The organism is Roseomonas nitratireducens, from assembly GCF_017813355.1.
Taxonomy (GTDB): Bacteria; Pseudomonadota; Alphaproteobacteria; order Acetobacterales; family Acetobacteraceae; genus Neoroseomonas; species Neoroseomonas nitratireducens.
Window position 1 is genome coordinate 157,542 of record NZ_JAGIYZ010000012.1, and the last position, 13,913, is coordinate 171,454.

The following is a 13,913-nucleotide window of genomic DNA, read 5'->3' on the forward strand; positions in this document are numbered from 1 at the left end:
TCGCAACGCCCGGCTAGGGTAGCGACGATTCAACCGCCGCTCAAGTGACAGGCCGTTCAGCCGCGGGCGACCGCCTCGGCGATCGCGCGGCCCACATCGACCGTCCCCGCCTGCCCGCCCATGTCCCGCGTGCGCGGGCCGCCCTCGGCGAGCAGCTTCTCGATGGTCGCGACGATGCAGTCCGCGGCGGCCTTTTCCCCCAGATGCTCCAGCATCATCGCCCCCGACCAGATCTGCCCGATCGGGTTGGCGATCCACTTGCCGGCGATGTCGGGCGCGCTGCCGTGCACCGGCTCGAACATCGAGGGGAAGGTCTTCTCGGGGTTGATGTTGGCGGACGCCGCGATGCCGATGGACCCCGCAACCGCCGGGCCCAGGTCCGACAGGATGTCCCCGAACAGGTTCGAGCCCACCACCACGTCGAACCAGTCCGGATGCTGCACGAAATGGGCGCAGAGGATGTCGATGTGGAACTGGTCCGTCGTCACCTGCGGGTAGTGCTTCGCCATCTCGGCGAAGCGCTCGTCCCAATAGGGCATGGTGAAGGTGATGCCGTTCGACTTGGTGGCGCTCGTCACCTTCTTGCGCTTGCGCGTCATGGCGAGCTCGAAGGCGTACTTGATCACGCGGTCGCAGCCGATGCGCGTCATCACCGTCTGCTGGGAGACGAATTCGCGGTCCGTCCCCGGGAACATCCGCCCGCCGATGGACGAATACTCGCCCTCGGTGTTCTCCCGCACCACGTAGAAGTCGATGTCCTCGGGGCCGCGGTTGGCGAGCGGGGACTTCGACCCGGGCAGCAGCTTGCACGGCCGCAGGTTCACATACTGGTCGAACTGCCGGCGGATCGGGATCAGCAGGCCCCAGAGCGAGACATGGTCCGGCACGCCCGGCCAGCCCACCGCGCCGAGGAAGATCGAGTCGCTGTCGCGCAGCCGGTCCATCCCATCATCGGGCATCATCTTGCCGGTCTGGGCGTAGGTCTCGCAGGACCAGTCGTAATGCGTCAGGTCGAGTTCGAAGCCGAAGCGGCGGGCGGCGGCGTCCAGCACGCGCAGCCCCTCGGGCGTCGTCTCCTTGCCGATCCCGTCGCCGGGAATGACGGCGATGCGGTGCTTGCGCGCGGCCATGGCGGTTTCCTTCGAGTCCCTCTTGGGCCGGAGGGTGGCCGCGCGGGCCGCCGCGCACAACCCCGGCCGGCATGTGAACTGGATCAGTGCGGGGCAGCGGCGCCCGGGGCAGGATCGAGATGCCTGCCACCCTCCGCATGACGGGGAGCCACGCCATGACCTTCCGCCTGCTGGCCGCCGCCTGCCTCGGCCTCGCCCTGATCGGCTGCAGCGAGGACTTCACCGAGACCCAGCCCGCCGCGCATGACGGCAGCCGCACGCTGAGCCGCGCGGAACTGCGCTGGTGCATGTTCAACGACGTGCGCATCGAGGCCGCGCGGCCCGACATGCGCGCGGCCAAGCAGGGCCAGGTGCAGGCCTTCAACGCCGCCGTGACGGACTGGAATTCCGGCTGCCGCCGCTACCGCTACAGCCGGTCCGACCGCGACGCGGTGCAGCGTCAGGTCGATGCCCGCCGCGCCACGCTGGAAGCCGAGGGCAGGGCCCGCTTCGCCATCCAGGAAGCGAGCGCCCCCGCCCCCGCCCCGGCTCAGGGCGGCAGGTAGGTCCAGACCATCACCGCGCCGGCCCAGCGCCCGTCCCGCCCGGCGCGGCAGGGCGCGACGGCATGGCCCCAGCTGCCGTAGCGCGTCTCGACCTCGCCCGAGACGTCGAAGCGGTGCAGCAGCGGCGACTGCACCAGCGGCCCGCCGGGGCGCTCGGCCGATTCCGCCATGCGGCTCAGCCAGAGCCAGGCGATGGAGATGCGCGACGGCGCATCGGCCGGCGTGCCCCAGGGGCGCGACACCTCCACCCGCACGAAGGGCGTGACGACGCGCCGGTGCTCCACGCCGCCCGCATCGTGGCCGGCGACATAGACGGTGCTGAGCTGCGCGGTGGAGTTCAGCTCCCCATTCGCGTCGAGCCGCATGACGTGGTCGTAGAAGGTGCGCATGCCGGCGACGAGGTCGATCGGCGGCGCGGTGGCGAGCGAGAGCGCGCGCGACTGCGCGGCGAGCCGCCCGGCGCGGTCGGTGCATTCGGCGACGGTCGCGCCTTCGACCGCGACCGCCGTGATGTCGATGACGTCGGGCGAGCCCTGCGCCGCCGCCGCCGCCGGAACGGCGAGGAGCAGCGCGGCGAGCCGGCGCCTCATGCCCCCGCCCTCATGCGACCGGGGTTGAGGATGCCGGCGGGGTCGAGCGCCGCCTTCACGCGCCGCCCGATGGCCGCGAGCGGAGCCGGTTCGTCGGGCAGCACGGCGACGGACAGGCGCAGCGCCTCCGGCGCGCGGAACAGGGTGCAGGTGCCGCCGGCGGCGGCAGCGGCGGCGGCGATGGCGCCATGCGCGGCCTCGCTCGCCGGCCCGGCGAGCCAGGCGAGCCCGCCACCCCAGTCGAGAAAGCCCCGCCCGCCCAGCGCATCCGCCGCGGCCAGCATCGCCGGCCCGGCGGAAGGACGCACCGAGACGCGCCAGATGGCCTCGCCCGGCTGCGCGGCGAGCGGCGCGGCGTCGCGGATCTCCCGCCACAGCGCCCGCGTGGCGTCCGCATCGAGCACCGCGACGTCGCCATGCGGCGCGAGGTCCTCGGCGAGCCGTGCGGACCGGTAGGTGACGGAGGGCGCGAAATCCTCGAGCCGCAGGCAGGCCGCGAAGCCGCCCGCCGCGTCCGGCACCAGCGCGGCGCCGGAGACGCCGAAGGGGCTGCCGAGCCCGGCAGAGAGCACGCGCACGCCCGCCGCGGCGTCGGGCACATGCACGCGCAGCGTGGCACTCGTCTCGCCCGCCGGCAGGACCTTCAGCGTGATCTCGGTGAGCACGCCGAGCGTGCCATGCGCGCCCGAGAGCAGCTTGCACAGGTCGAGACCCGTGACGTTCTTGAGCACGCGCCCGCCCGAGCGCAGCACCTCCCCCTGCCCGTTCACGAAGCGGATGCCGAGCACGTGGTCACGCATCGATCCCCAGGTGATGCGGCGCGGGCCCGAGAGGTTCGTCGCGACGATGCCGCCGAGCGTGGCCGGCGCGTCGGTGCCGAAGATCGCGCGCGTGTCGGGCGGCTCGGCGATCAGTTGCTGGCCCTTTTCCGCAAGCGCGGCCTCGATCTCAGGGATCGGCGTGCCGGCGCGGGCGGACAGCACCAGCTCCGCCGGGCTGTAGAGCGTGATGCCGGAGAGGTTGCGCAGCGAGAGCGTGCGCGCGGCCTGCACCGGGCGCAGCAGGCCGCGCTTGGTGCCATTGCCCTCGATGGCGAGCGGTTCGCGCGCGGCATGCGCCGCGGCGACGGCGGCGGCGACCGCGGCCTCGTCGGCCGGGGCGAGCGTCGCGCTCATGCCAGGGATCGCGGATCGTGACCGATCCGCGCGCCTGGCTCGCCGCACGCGCGGCGGGCGCCATTCGGCGCCTCGGCCGGCCGCAGGGTCCGATGCATGGGCTGTCGCATCATTCGGCAGCCAGCGGCACGGGCGCGCCCTCCAGCGGGAAGACCTTGGACGGGTTCAGCAGCCATTGCGGGTCGAAGGCGGTCTTGATGGCGCGCTGCTGGTCCAGCTCCCGCGCCGTGAACTGCACCGTCATCAGGTCGCGCTTCTCGACGCCGACGCCATGCTCGCCGGTCAGGCAGCCGCCGACCTCGACGCAGAGCCGCAGGATGTCGGCGCCGAAGGCCTCCGCCTTGCGGAAGGATTCCGGGTCGTTCGCGTCGAACATGATGAGCGGATGGAGGTTGCCGTCGCCGGCATGGAACACGTTGGCGACGCCAAGGCCGTACTGCGTGCTCATCTCCCCGATGCGCTTCAGCACGAAGGGCAGCTCACTGGTCGGGATGGTCCCGTCCATGCAGAGATAGTCGGGGCTGATGCGCCCGACCGCGCCGAAGGCGCCCTTGCGGCCCTTCCAGATCGCGAGCGACTGCTCGGCGCTCTCCGCGACCTTCAGGCTGATCGGGTCGAAGCGCTCGCAGATCGCCTTGATCCGGTTCAGCAGGTCGTCCTGCTCGGCGACGGAACCTTCCACCTCGATGATCAGCATCGCCTCGGCATCCAGCGGATAGCCGGCATGGGCGAAGGCCTCGCAGGCATGGATGCAGGGCTTGTCCATGAACTCGAGTGCGACGGGGATGATCCCCGATCCGATGATGGCATCGACCGCGGCCCCTGCGATCTCGGTGCCCTTGAAGGCGGCGAGCATGGCGCGCGCGCCTTCCGGCCCGCGCAGGATGCGCACCGTCACCTCGGTCACCAGGCCCAGCTGGCCCTCGCTGCCGGTGATCAGGCCCAGCCAGTCGAAACCCGCGGCGTCGAGATGCGCGCCGCCGATGTCGATGACCTCGCCCTCGATCGTGACGAACTTCACGCCCAGCAGGTTGTTCGCGGTGACGCCGTATTTCAGGCAATGCGCGCCGCCGGAATTCATCATGACGTTGCCGCCGATCATGCAGGCCAGCTGGCTCGACGGATCGGGCGCGTAGAAGAAGCCGTCGCCTTCGACGGCCTTGGTGATGCCGATGTTCGTGACACCGGCCTCCACCACGGCGAAGCGGTCCTCGAGGTCGATCTCAAGGATGCGGTTCATGCGCATCAGGCCGATCACGACGGCATCCGCCAGCGGCAGCGCGCCGCCGGACAGCGAGGTGCCGGCGCCGCGCGGGACCACGCGCACGCCATTCGCGTTGCACCAGCGCAGCACGGCGGCCACTTCCTCGGTCGTGCGCGGCAGCACCACGGCGAGCGGCACCTGGCGATAGGCGGCCAGGCCGTCGGTCTCATAGGGCTTGAGGCGCGTCGCATCGCCGATCACGCCATCTCCGGGCACGATGCGGCGAAGGGCTTCGAGGATCTCCTCCCGGCGGGCGAGGATCTCGGGCTTGGGGGCAGGCAGCGCGATCACGGGCGGCGTTCCTCTCGACCGGCGGAAGATGCGCATCGCGAGGCGGGCCGGCAAGCATTGCATCCCCGGCGGCGACGCGCTCAGACTCCGGAACGAGGCCGGCACGGCGCCAGCCCGCGGAGAGACCACACCATGCGACGCCTGATCCTTGCGGCGACCCTCGCGCTTGCCCTGCCGGCCGGCGCATCGGCCCAGCAGGCCGGAACCTACGCCGTGGCGGGCCAGACGCCCGACGGCCAGCGCTACGAAGGCACCGCCACGCTGCGGCAGACCGGCACCAACACCTGGACCATCACCTGGAACGTGTCGGGCGACACGTCGCGCGGCGTGGGCCTGCTGATCCCCGAAGGACCGCTGATGGTGATCGGCTACGTCGCCGGGCGGGACATCGGCGCCGCGGCCTATGCCGTCGAAGCCGATGGCAGCCTGGCCGGCACCTGGACCCAGGGCGACCGCGGCGGCGTGGGCACCGAGATCCTGCGCCCGCAGGGCGGAGGCGGCGGCGCACCCCGGAAATAGAAAGGGGGGCCGAAGCCCCCCAACCCGCTGCGGCTTGCGCCGGGCCTCAGCCCTGGCGCGCCTTCAGGCGGGGGTTCTTCTTGTTGATCACGTAGACGCGGCCGCGGCGACGCACCACCACGCAGTTCTTGTCCCGGGTCTTCGCGGTCTTCAGGGAATTGCGGATCTTCATGGCTTACCTCGTGGAGGCGCGCTTCTAGGGGGGCGGTTCGCGCAAGTCAACCACCGGGCGGGTTTCGGACAAATGCGCGGAGGGCGTCGAAGGGAAAGGCCAGGGGAAGGGAACTTCCCCCGGGGCCCGGCACGGTGGGCGTGCGGGTTTCGGACAAATCGTGCGGAGGGCACTCGCGCGACAGGCCGGGGGAAGGGAACTTCCCCCGGACCCCCAACCTTCTTTGTCAGATGGGGACCGGCGCGGAGAGGGGCGTGCGGGTTTCGGACAAATTCCCCGGCACCCCCCGGCAGGGGCGGAACACGGGCGGATGCACGGTTCAAAGAACGGACCATCACCCTAGTGACGCCCACCTCGCGATTCAAGGAATTTTTTCCTTTCCCGCCAGTGGAGTCGCAGGCGCCCCCTGCCCGCCCCGCGCCAACCGACAGAAAAGGAAGGGGAGCCGGGGCATGGATCCTCTTGGGCGGAACCAGCATCACGGCGTCTCATCCGCATTGGAGCGGTATCGCAGGTTCAAATGGGGAACGCGCATCGGCCTATACCGAACGCGGCTGGGAGGAAAACGGGACAGACGTGTACGCTCGGTTCGAACCCCTCTCGAACACTCCAGCGCTCCGCCATCTTGCGTCGCACTTGATCCCTGTGGCTGGGGTTGACCATGCTGTCAGGCCGGCGAATTGGAGGGTGCGGTGAGCGAGGCCTCGGATCCTCCATATGAAACGCTGGGCAAGCGGCGGGCTGCGATGCGCGAGGCCGGCAAGCGCGGGATCACCCACCATATCGTCGTGGGCGCCGCAGCTGTGGTGGCAGCGGTCACCCTCTTTCGGTGGCTGCGGCTGGACGGGGAGTCCTGGTTTACGCTGTCCGCCCTTTCCTGGGTGGCCGGGGCCTTTGTCGTGGAGAAGAACCAGGGCGACTATCGGGGGCGGGCGGCGCCCAAGCGGGAGGACCTGATGCGCGCCATCGCCGCCGCCCAGGCCTTCGACCTCTCGCCCGTCACCGCCGACTACCGTGCGCGCCACGGGTTGAGCGAGGCCGAGGCCGCCTTCCACGAGCGCGAGTTCCGCCGGTGGGCGGCCTTTGTCAGCGTGGCGTACTCCGGCAGCATCCTCTGGCCGGTTCCGGACAGCCCGCTCCTGGCCTATCGCGCGGTGGCGGCCGGGCAGCCCGCGCTGTTTCAGGCGCTGGGCATGGCGCTGGTGGATGAGGTGACCCCGCTGGACGTCTACATCACGGAAGCCGCCCTCGCCCGGGAAAATTACCCGGCCCAGGAAAAATACGCGGAACTCTGGGTCGCCTATGGCTTCGCCTATCAGGAGGAGCCGGACCCGGCGCTTTGGCCCAGGCCAAGCTTCCCGGGGATCGATTCGATCCGGCTTGCGGCATCCGCGAAATACCCGGGTGACGGGGTGGGTGCAGCATTCTACGCGGCCTTGGTCGAAAAGCCGCACCAGAACACCTCCTGAGCGCCTGCCGGCACGCGGATTGCGCGAGCGCCTGGTGCTTCGAGGTGAGCCAGAACTCGGGCTTCACATCGCAGGGTTCGAAGCGGACGCCCTTGTTGCCAAAGCCAAACTCACCAAGGGGCGTTCATCGTTTACCGGCGGTGCTGAGCACGGCACGCGCCCCCGGACCATCGGCCTGAGGCGCGTGTCGTGCGTGAACTTGATCATCGCTGCCATGGGGTCCCGCCCTCCACGCCCCGCGCCAACAGACAGAAAAGGAAGGGGGCCCGGGGGAAGTTCCCTTCCCCCGGCCTTCCCTTTTTCAATCCGCTGCCCTGCGGGCCGCGCGCTCTTCCTCGCCGATCCGCGCGAACCCATCCCGCGTCTGCGGCAGCTTCCGCCCCAGGATCTGCTCGGCCACCTGCGTGCGCAGCACCTGCGCCGTCCCGCCCGCGATGGCGAACATCCGCGCGTCGCGCACGTAGCGTTCCATCGGGTTGTCGCGCGAATACCCTGCCGCGCCCCAGACCTGCAGCGCCTGGTTGGTCACGCGGATCGCCATGTCGGCCGCCATCACCTTGGCCTGCGCGGCGGCGAGCCGGTCCGGGAAGCCGTTCGGCCCGGCGGATCGCGCCGCGCGCCAGACCAGGGCGCGGGAGGCCTCGATCTCGATCGACATGTCGGCGAGCATCCAGGCGAGGCCCTGGAATTCCGCGATCGGCCGGCCGAACTGGCGGCGCGCCTGGGCGCGGTCCAGCGCGTGGCCATAGGCGCCGGCGGCGAGCCCAAGCGCGACGGTCGCCGCGCCCACGCGCTGCCCGTTATAGGCATCCATCAGCCGCCCGAAGCCGCGCGCCCAGCCGCCCGGCGGGCGCAGCACCATCGAATCGGGCACTTCCAGCCCGCGCATCGCGACGTCGGCTTCCGGCATGCCGCGCAGGCCCATGGACGGGATGCGCGTCGCGGTCATCCCCGGCGGCATCCCCTCCCCGTCCCGCGCCACGATGAAGCCGCCGATGCCCTTCTCCTCCCCGTCCTCGATGACGCGGGCGAAGATCAGGTGCAGGCGGGAGACGCCGCCGCCCGTGATCCAGGTCTTGTCCCCGTCGATCACCCAGGTGTCGCCGCGGCGGACGGCGCGGGTGCGCATGTCGGTCGCGGCGGACCCGGCCTCGGGCTCGGTGATCAGGATGGCGGGCTTGTCCCCGGCGAGGACCAGGTCGGCGGCGATCCGCTTCTGGGCCGGGGTGCCATAGGCCATGATGGCGCCGATCGCGCCCATGTTCGCCTCGACGGCGATGCGCCCGCAGACGGCGCAGGCGCGGGAGAATTCCTCGATGACCAGCACCGCGTCGAAATAGGACAGGCCTGGCCCGCCCCATTCCTTCGGCACCGTCAGCCCCATGAAGCCCGCTTCCTGCATCCGGCGGACCATGGGCCAGGGATACTGCTCGGACCGGTCGGTCGCGGCGGCCTGGGCGGCGGCCTCGCCCGCCACTTCGCGGGCGCGGTCGCGCAGCCGGGCCTCGGCCTCGGTCAGGTCGTCGGCCATGTCTATCCCCCCCTGATCCGGCGCTCGATCGCCTCGACCGCCGCGCGGTCAAGTTTCAGTGCCTTGGCGAAGCCGTCGAGCCAGGCGCGCTCGGCCTCCTGGATGGCGCCGGCGCCGGCAACGGCCGCGGCGTAGACCTGCGCGGCGAGCATCGGGTCCCGCGCTTCGCGCGCCAGCGCCTCGGGCGCCGCGCCGCGGTCGAATTCGGCGAGCACCGCGTCGCGCGCGGCGGGGCCGAGGCCGGCGGCGTCCAGCTGCTCGGCGATGCGGCCGCGTTCCTCGGCATCCACCTGCCCGTCGGCGCGCGCGGCGGCGACCATGGCGCGCAGCATGAGAAGGCCCTCGCGGTCCTCGGCAGGGATGGGCGGGGGCGGCGGCGCGCCCGGCACCGGCGCCCAGCCTTCCGGCGCGCGCGGGGCGGGGGCGGGCTTGGCGGGCGGCGCCGCGCCCCAGGGGCCGGATGGCGGCACGCTGCCGCGCGTGGGCGGTGCCTTCGCGGGCACGGGCGTGTCCCAGCCCGGCGCGGGCTTCGCGCCGCGGCGCGGCGGGGGCGCGGGCGGCGGGGCCGGTGGTGTCTGGGAGGAACGCTGCCAGGCCTCGATCGCCGCGCCGGCCAGCGCACCGAGCGCGCGCGCCAGGTCCTGCTGCGAGCCGCGCGTGCTGCGCCGCCGTGGCGCGCGCGCCGGGGCGCCGCCGCCGAGCACCGCGCCAAGCACATTGCCGAGGTCGAACCGCGCCATCTCGCCCCTCCCTGCCCCTGGCATGTTTGCTACAGGCCGCGCAGGGCCTCGGCAATGGGCGCGGCGAGGGCGCGGAATTCCTCCGCGCGCGGGCTGCGCGGCCGCCAGGCCAGCGCGATGCGCCGGGCGAAGCCGCCGGACAGCGGGCGCAGTTCCGCCGCCGCGCCGGCCGCCACGCCGCCCGCGACGGCGAGCCTGGGCAGCAGCGTCATGCCGAGCCCGCCGCCGACCATCTGCACCAGCGTGTGCAGCGAGGTGGCGGCGAATTCGCCCCCCGGCGCGGGCGCGGCCGTGCCGCAGGCGGACAGGGCGTGGTCGCGCAGGCAGTGCCCGTCCTCGAGCAGCAGCAGCGGGCCCGCGCCGTCCAGCGCCGCGGGGGGGATCTCGGCCAGGGCGGCCAGCGGATGGCCGGGCGGCAGGGCGACGACGAAGGGGTCCTCGGCGATCGTCTCGGTCTCGATCCCGCCGCCGTCGCAGGGCAGCGCGAGCAGCAGCAGGTCGAGCCGCCCGGCGGCGAGGGCTTCGAGCAGCCGGTCGGCCTGGTCCTCCCGCAGCCACAGGCGCAGGCGGGGGAAGTCCGCGCGCAGCCGGGGCATCAGCCGGGGCAGCAGGTAGGGGCCGATGGTCGGGATGGTGCCGAGCCGCAGCGGCCCGGTCATCGGCTCCCGCGCCGCCTCGGCCGATTCGACGCAGGCCGTCAGCGCGGCGAGCGCGATGCGCGCCCGGCCGACCAGTTCATGCCCCAGCGGCGTGAAGACCGGGCGCTTGCCGCCCGTGCGTTCCAGCAGCGCGGCGTCGAGCAGCCTTTCGAGCGCGAGGATGCCGGAGGAAAGGGTGGATTGCGTGACCGCGCAGGCCGCCGCCGCGCGGCCGAAATGCTCATGTTCCGCGAGGGCGACGAGGTAGCGCAGCTGCTGCGGGCTGGGCAGGTCGGTCATGCCCGCCGGCGTATCCCGGCGGGCTCGATTCGGTCACGAAATAGCGGCCGGGGACCGTTGGGCGCGGCCCCCGCGGGTCAGGCGGCGCAGGAGCCCTCGCCGCTGCCCAGGCCGATCAGCGACTCGCGGTCCGTCAGCTCGATGCCGGAATGCCCGTGCAGGCGGATCCAGTTGCGCTTGCGGAAGGCGGAGATGGCGCGGCTCACGGTTTCGAGCGTGAGGCCGAGGAACTCGCCGATATCGGCGCGCGTCGCGGGCAGGTCGAAGACCGGGCCGGGGCGCCCGCGGCGTTCCTGCGCCTCGGCGAGGGAGACGAGGAAGGCGGCGACCCGCTCCTCGGCGTTGAAGCGGCCGAGGGCGAGGATGTGGTCCTGGCTCGCCGCGAGTTCCTTGACGCAGAGGTCGAGGAAGCGGCGTTCCAGCACCGGGTAGCGGCGGAACAACTGCTCGAGCCGCCGGCGGTCGAGCCGGCAGACGGTGCCGCGCGTCAGCATCTCCGCGCCGAAGGCGTGTTCCGCGCCCGGCGTGAAGCCGAGAAGGTCACCGGCGAAGCGGAAGCCGATGACCGATTGGCGCCCGTCCGGCAGCACGCGCGTCATCCGCGCCATGCCCTCGGTGAGCGTATAGACGTACCGGGCGGCGTCGCCCTGGTGGAAGATCGCGTCACGAGGATCGAGCGACAGGCGTTCGCTTTCGCCGGACATGTCGTCGAGGGCCGCGACATCGAGCGGCGCGCAGAGCCCGATGGAGCGCGATCCGCATTTGACGCAGACATTCGCCTCGGTGCCGAGGCCGTCCATCATCCCGCGCGTTGCGTCGAGTGGGTTCATGTTCACCTGACCGGGCTGGCGTGTCGCCCGAAGCTCCCCGTGACCTTCTGGCCACTTCATGAGTTTCCTCGCAGCCTTGAGGCAGATCAAGAACAAAGACGCGCATGGCGGCTGCTTGTGCCGTGCATGATGCGCGGCGTGAATGAAGCCGGCTGCGGATCATGCTGCGGACCGAACGTGATGATGCAGGCGCTGCATGAAACGCGGCGCCGGAACGGAGGATGAGGATGGGCAAGGGCACGGCGTTTCGTCTCGACGGGCGAAGAATCCTCGTCACCGGCGCGTCGCTCGGCATCGGGCGCGCGGTCGCGCTCGCCGCGGCGGAAGCGGGCGCGAAGGTCGTGGTCGCGGCGCGGCGGCGCGAGGGTCTTCTCCGCCTCGTCGAGGAGATCGCCGCGGCCGGCGGCGCGGCGGAAGCGCTGCCCTTCGACGCCGCCGATCCGGTTGCGATCCGCGCCGCGATCGCCGCGGCGGGCGCGCTCGACGGCCTGGTGAACAACGCCGGCAGCGTGACGCGCGAACCCTTCCTCGAGGCGAGCGAGGCGGAGATGGACCGCATCCTCGGGCTGAACGTGAAGGGCGCCGCGATCGTGGCGCAGGAGGTCGCGCGCGGCATGGCGGCACGCGGCACAGGCGGGTCGATCGTGAACATCTCCTCCGTCGTCGGGCTCGTCGGCGCGCGCAACCGCAGCCTGTACGCCGCGAGCAAGCATGCGGTGATGGGGCTGACGCGCAGCATGGCGCTCGAACTCGGCGCGCGCGGCATCCGCGTGAACGCGGTCTGCCCGGGCTTGGTCAACACGCCGCTCGCGGCGGACCTGATGGCCGACGCCGCCTTCGTCGCCGCGACCAGCGCGCGCATCCCGCTCGGGCGGATCATGGAGCCCGAGGACATCGCCGGGCCGGTCGTGTTCCTGCTCTCGGACGCCGCCGCGGGCGTGACCGGAATCGCGCTGCCCGTCGATGGCGGCGTGACGGCGGAGTAGCGGCCATGACCGTCACCGTCCGCGCCTGCGGCGCCGCGCGCACCGTCACCGGCCTGTCGCTGCTGTTCGAGACCGGGCGCGCGCGCCTGCTGGTCGATTGCGGGATGTTCCAGGGACCCAAGACGCTGAAGGCGCTGAACTGGGAGCCCTTCCCCTACAGCCCGCGCGACATCGATGCGGTGCTGCTGACGCACGCGCATATCGACCATTCGGGGCTGCTGCCGCGGCTGGTGAAGGAAGGCTTCCGCGGGCAGATCCTCGCCACCGCGCCGACGGTCGACCTGTGCGGCGTGATGCTGCCGGATTCGGGGCATGTGCAGCAGATGGAGGTGGAGAACCTCAACCGCCGCAACCGCCGGCGCGGGCGGGCGGAGGTGGAGCCGATCTACACCTCGGCCGACGCGATCGCCGCGCTGCGCGCCCTGCGCGCCGTGCCGATGGATCGCTGGCTCGAGGTGCCGGGCGTGCCGGGCGTGCGCGCGCGCTGGTGGAATGCGGGGCACATGCTGGGATCGGCCTCGATCGAGCTGGAATTCGCCGGGGACGGCGCCGCGCCGATGCGCGTGCTCGTCTCGGGCGACCTCGGCCCGGATTGCAGCGCCTTCCACCGCGACCCGGAAGGGCCCGCGGCGATCGACCACGTGTTCCTCGAAAGCACCTATGGCGACGAGGACAGGCCCTGCGTCGACCAGGCGGCGCGGCGCGACAGGCTCGCGGGCATCGTGCAGGACGCCGCGCATCCCGGCGGCGCGCTGCTGATCCCCGCCTTCGCGGTGGAACGCACGCAGGAGATCTGCTGGGACCTCGTGACGCTGATGCAGTCCGGGCGCATCCCGATGGCGCCGATCATGGTCGACAGCCCGCTCGCCATCCGCGCGACGGAGATCTTCCTCGACCACGCCGCGGCGCTGGAGGACGGGCGGTCCGTCAAGCGCGCGCTGCGATCCCCGCTGCTGCAGTTCACCGAGACGGTGGAACAATCCCGCCGCATCGCCGAGGTCGAGGGCTTCCACATCGTCATCGCCGGGTCGGGCATGTGCGATGCGGGGCGCATCCGCCACCACCTCAAGCGCTGGCTGTGGTCGCCGGAGGCGACGGTGCTGCTCACGGGCTTCCAGGCGGAAGGCACGCTCGGGCGCCTGCTGCTGGAAGGCAAGGAGGAGGTGCGCATCCAGGGCGAGACGATCCGCGTGCGCGCCTCCATCCAGGAGATCAGGGACTATTCCGGCCATGCCGACGCGCCGGAACTCGCCGCCTGGCTCAAGGCGCGCGGGCCGGTCACCGGCGGCGTCTTCCTGGTGCATGGGGAACCGCCGGCGATGGAGGCGCTCGCCGCGCGGGTCGCGGCCGAGGGCCTCGCGCGGCCGGAGCAGGTGATCCTGCCGGTGCTCGACGACGCCTACGACCTTGCCCCCGCCACGGCGCCGCGCCGGCGGGAGGTGGCGCGGCGGCGGCCCGACCCGGCGCAGGCCGGGCGGCCGGACTGGCACAATGCCCGCGCCGCGCTGCTGCTCGCGATCGAGGAAGCGATCGAGCGCGCGCCCGATGAAGGCGCGCGCCGGGCGGTGATGGCGCGGTTGCGCGGCGCGCTGGACGCCGGCTAGGTCGTGTGGACTCTTGGGATTCCCGAAGGCGGCGTGACGTGATTCAAGGCTGCCTTTGGGGAGCTGGCCTTGGGCGTCTTGGATCGTTTGGTGCTGAGCGACACGGCGTGGGAGCGGATGGCGCCGCTG

At 72.2% G+C, this 13,913-nt stretch carries 14 protein-coding genes; 5 read left to right on the forward strand and 9 right to left on the reverse strand.

The window, feature by feature from the left end; translation table 11 throughout:
• Positions 1 to 56: 56 nt before the first annotated feature.
• Positions 57 to 1,130, reverse strand: a complete 1,074-nt coding sequence (locus J5Y09_RS13910) for a tartrate dehydrogenase (RefSeq protein ID WP_209352401.1) — start codon at positions 1,128 to 1,130, stop codon at positions 57 to 59.
• A 119-nt stretch (positions 1,131 to 1,249) separates the two neighbouring features.
• Here J5Y09_RS13910 and J5Y09_RS13915 point away from each other — a divergent pair, with 119 nt between their 5' ends.
• Entirely contained in the window at positions 1,250 to 1,675 is a 426-nt protein-coding gene (locus J5Y09_RS13915) for a hypothetical protein (RefSeq protein WP_209352402.1), read from the forward strand.
• On the opposite strand, the gene J5Y09_RS13920 is transcribed toward J5Y09_RS13915, so the two are convergent.
• The 3 genes from J5Y09_RS13920 to J5Y09_RS13930 all read right to left on the reverse strand — a co-directional run bounded on the left by J5Y09_RS13920 (position 1,660) and on the right by J5Y09_RS13930 (position 4,995).
• Positions 1,660 to 2,265: a hypothetical protein gene (locus tag J5Y09_RS13920; protein ID WP_209352403.1), complete on the reverse strand. Its 606-nt coding sequence runs from the start codon at positions 2,263 to 2,265 to the stop codon at positions 1,660 to 1,662. The two genes, J5Y09_RS13915 and J5Y09_RS13920, sit on opposite strands and share 16 nt — an antisense overlap.
• A complete protein-coding gene (gene glcE / locus J5Y09_RS13925; RefSeq protein ID WP_209352404.1) occupies positions 2,262 to 3,440 on the reverse strand; it encodes a glycolate oxidase subunit GlcE in 1,179 nt (392 codons plus the stop codon). The genes J5Y09_RS13920 and glcE overlap by 4 nt, the downstream gene beginning before the upstream one ends.
• A gap of 109 nt (positions 3,441 to 3,549) precedes the next feature.
• Positions 3,550 to 4,995: an FAD-linked oxidase C-terminal domain-containing protein gene (locus J5Y09_RS13930; RefSeq protein WP_209352405.1), complete on the reverse strand. Its 1,446-nt coding sequence runs from the start codon at positions 4,993 to 4,995 to the stop codon at positions 3,550 to 3,552.
• A 132-nt stretch (positions 4,996 to 5,127) separates the two neighbouring features.
• Between J5Y09_RS13930 and J5Y09_RS13935 the strand changes: the two genes are divergently transcribed.
• Positions 5,128 to 5,514 carry a hypothetical protein gene (locus J5Y09_RS13935; RefSeq protein ID WP_209352406.1) on the forward strand — a complete coding sequence of 129 codons (387 nt, stop codon included), beginning with the start codon at positions 5,128 to 5,130 and terminating at the stop codon, positions 5,512 to 5,514.
• A gap of 46 nt (positions 5,515 to 5,560) precedes the next feature.
• Here J5Y09_RS13935 and ykgO read toward each other — a convergent pair whose 3' ends face one another.
• Positions 5,561 to 5,686: a type B 50S ribosomal protein L36 gene (ykgO, locus tag J5Y09_RS13940; RefSeq protein WP_188966940.1), complete on the reverse strand. Its 126-nt coding sequence runs from the start codon at positions 5,684 to 5,686 to the stop codon at positions 5,561 to 5,563.
• Between the two features lie 692 nt (positions 5,687 to 6,378).
• Here ykgO and J5Y09_RS13945 point away from each other — a divergent pair.
• Positions 6,379 to 7,155, forward strand: coding sequence for a hypothetical protein (locus J5Y09_RS13945; protein WP_209352407.1), 777 nt, complete (start codon positions 6,379 to 6,381; stop codon positions 7,153 to 7,155).
• Positions 7,156 to 7,456: 301 nt separating this feature from the next.
• Here the strand turns inward: J5Y09_RS13945 and acdA are convergent, their stop codons facing one another.
• From acdA to J5Y09_RS13965, 4 genes are all read right to left on the reverse strand, one after another.
• Positions 7,457 to 8,686 carry a 3-sulfinopropanoyl-CoA desulfinase gene (gene acdA / locus J5Y09_RS13950; RefSeq protein ID WP_209352408.1) on the reverse strand — a complete coding sequence of 410 codons (1,230 nt, stop codon included), beginning with the start codon at positions 8,684 to 8,686 and terminating at the stop codon, positions 7,457 to 7,459.
• Between the two features lie 2 nt (positions 8,687 to 8,688).
• On the reverse strand, positions 8,689 to 9,426 hold the full coding sequence (locus tag J5Y09_RS13955) for a DUF533 domain-containing protein (RefSeq protein ID WP_209352409.1): 738 nt from the start codon (positions 9,424 to 9,426) through the stop codon (positions 8,689 to 8,691).
• Positions 9,427 to 9,455: 29 nt separating this feature from the next.
• On the reverse strand, positions 9,456 to 10,364 hold the full coding sequence (locus tag J5Y09_RS13960; RefSeq protein WP_209352410.1) for a hydrogen peroxide-inducible genes activator: 909 nt from the start codon (positions 10,362 to 10,364) through the stop codon (positions 9,456 to 9,458).
• A gap of 77 nt (positions 10,365 to 10,441) precedes the next feature.
• A complete protein-coding gene (locus J5Y09_RS13965; RefSeq protein ID WP_209352411.1) occupies positions 10,442 to 11,194 on the reverse strand; it encodes a Crp/Fnr family transcriptional regulator in 753 nt (250 codons plus the stop codon).
• Between the two features lie 221 nt (positions 11,195 to 11,415).
• On the opposite strand from J5Y09_RS13965, the gene J5Y09_RS13970 reads away from it, so the two are divergent.
• Together J5Y09_RS13970 and J5Y09_RS13975 are read left to right on the forward strand one after the other, a co-directional pair.
• A complete protein-coding gene (locus tag J5Y09_RS13970) occupies positions 11,416 to 12,180 on the forward strand; it encodes an SDR family NAD(P)-dependent oxidoreductase (RefSeq protein ID WP_209352412.1) in 765 nt (254 codons plus the stop codon).
• Positions 12,181 to 12,185: 5 nt separating this feature from the next.
• Positions 12,186 to 13,784, forward strand: a complete 1,599-nt coding sequence (locus tag J5Y09_RS13975) for an MBL fold metallo-hydrolase (protein WP_209352413.1) — start codon at positions 12,186 to 12,188, stop codon at positions 13,782 to 13,784.
• Positions 13,785 to 13,913: the final 129 nt, after the last annotated feature.

Coding starts and splice junctions, on each gene's coding strand:
- J5Y09_RS13910 (WP_209352401.1), bottom strand. CDS start 1,130: ATGGCCGCGCGCAAGCACCGCATCGCCGTCATTCCCGGCGACGGGATC.
- J5Y09_RS13915 (WP_209352402.1), top strand. CDS start 1,250: ATGCCTGCCACCCTCCGCATGACGGGGAGCCACGCCATGACCTTCCGC.
- J5Y09_RS13920 (WP_209352403.1), bottom strand. CDS start 2,265: ATGAGGCGCCGGCTCGCCGCGCTGCTCCTCGCCGTTCCGGCGGCGGCG.
- glcE (WP_209352404.1), bottom strand. CDS start 3,440: ATGAGCGCGACGCTCGCCCCGGCCGACGAGGCCGCGGTCGCCGCCGCC.
- J5Y09_RS13935 (WP_209352406.1), top strand. CDS start 5,128: ATGCGACGCCTGATCCTTGCGGCGACCCTCGCGCTTGCCCTGCCGGCC.
- ykgO (WP_188966940.1), bottom strand. CDS start 5,686: ATGAAGATCCGCAATTCCCTGAAGACCGCGAAGACCCGGGACAAGAAC.
- acdA (WP_209352408.1), bottom strand. CDS start 8,686: ATGGCCGACGACCTGACCGAGGCCGAGGCCCGGCTGCGCGACCGCGCC.
- J5Y09_RS13955 (WP_209352409.1), bottom strand. CDS start 9,426: ATGGCGCGGTTCGACCTCGGCAATGTGCTTGGCGCGGTGCTCGGCGGC.
- J5Y09_RS13960 (WP_209352410.1), bottom strand. CDS start 10,364: ATGACCGACCTGCCCAGCCCGCAGCAGCTGCGCTACCTCGTCGCCCTC.
- J5Y09_RS13965 (WP_209352411.1), bottom strand. CDS start 11,194: ATGAACCCACTCGACGCAACGCGCGGGATGATGGACGGCCTCGGCACC.
- J5Y09_RS13970 (WP_209352412.1), top strand. CDS start 11,416: ATGAGGATGGGCAAGGGCACGGCGTTTCGTCTCGACGGGCGAAGAATC.
- J5Y09_RS13975 (WP_209352413.1), top strand. CDS start 12,186: ATGACCGTCACCGTCCGCGCCTGCGGCGCCGCGCGCACCGTCACCGGC.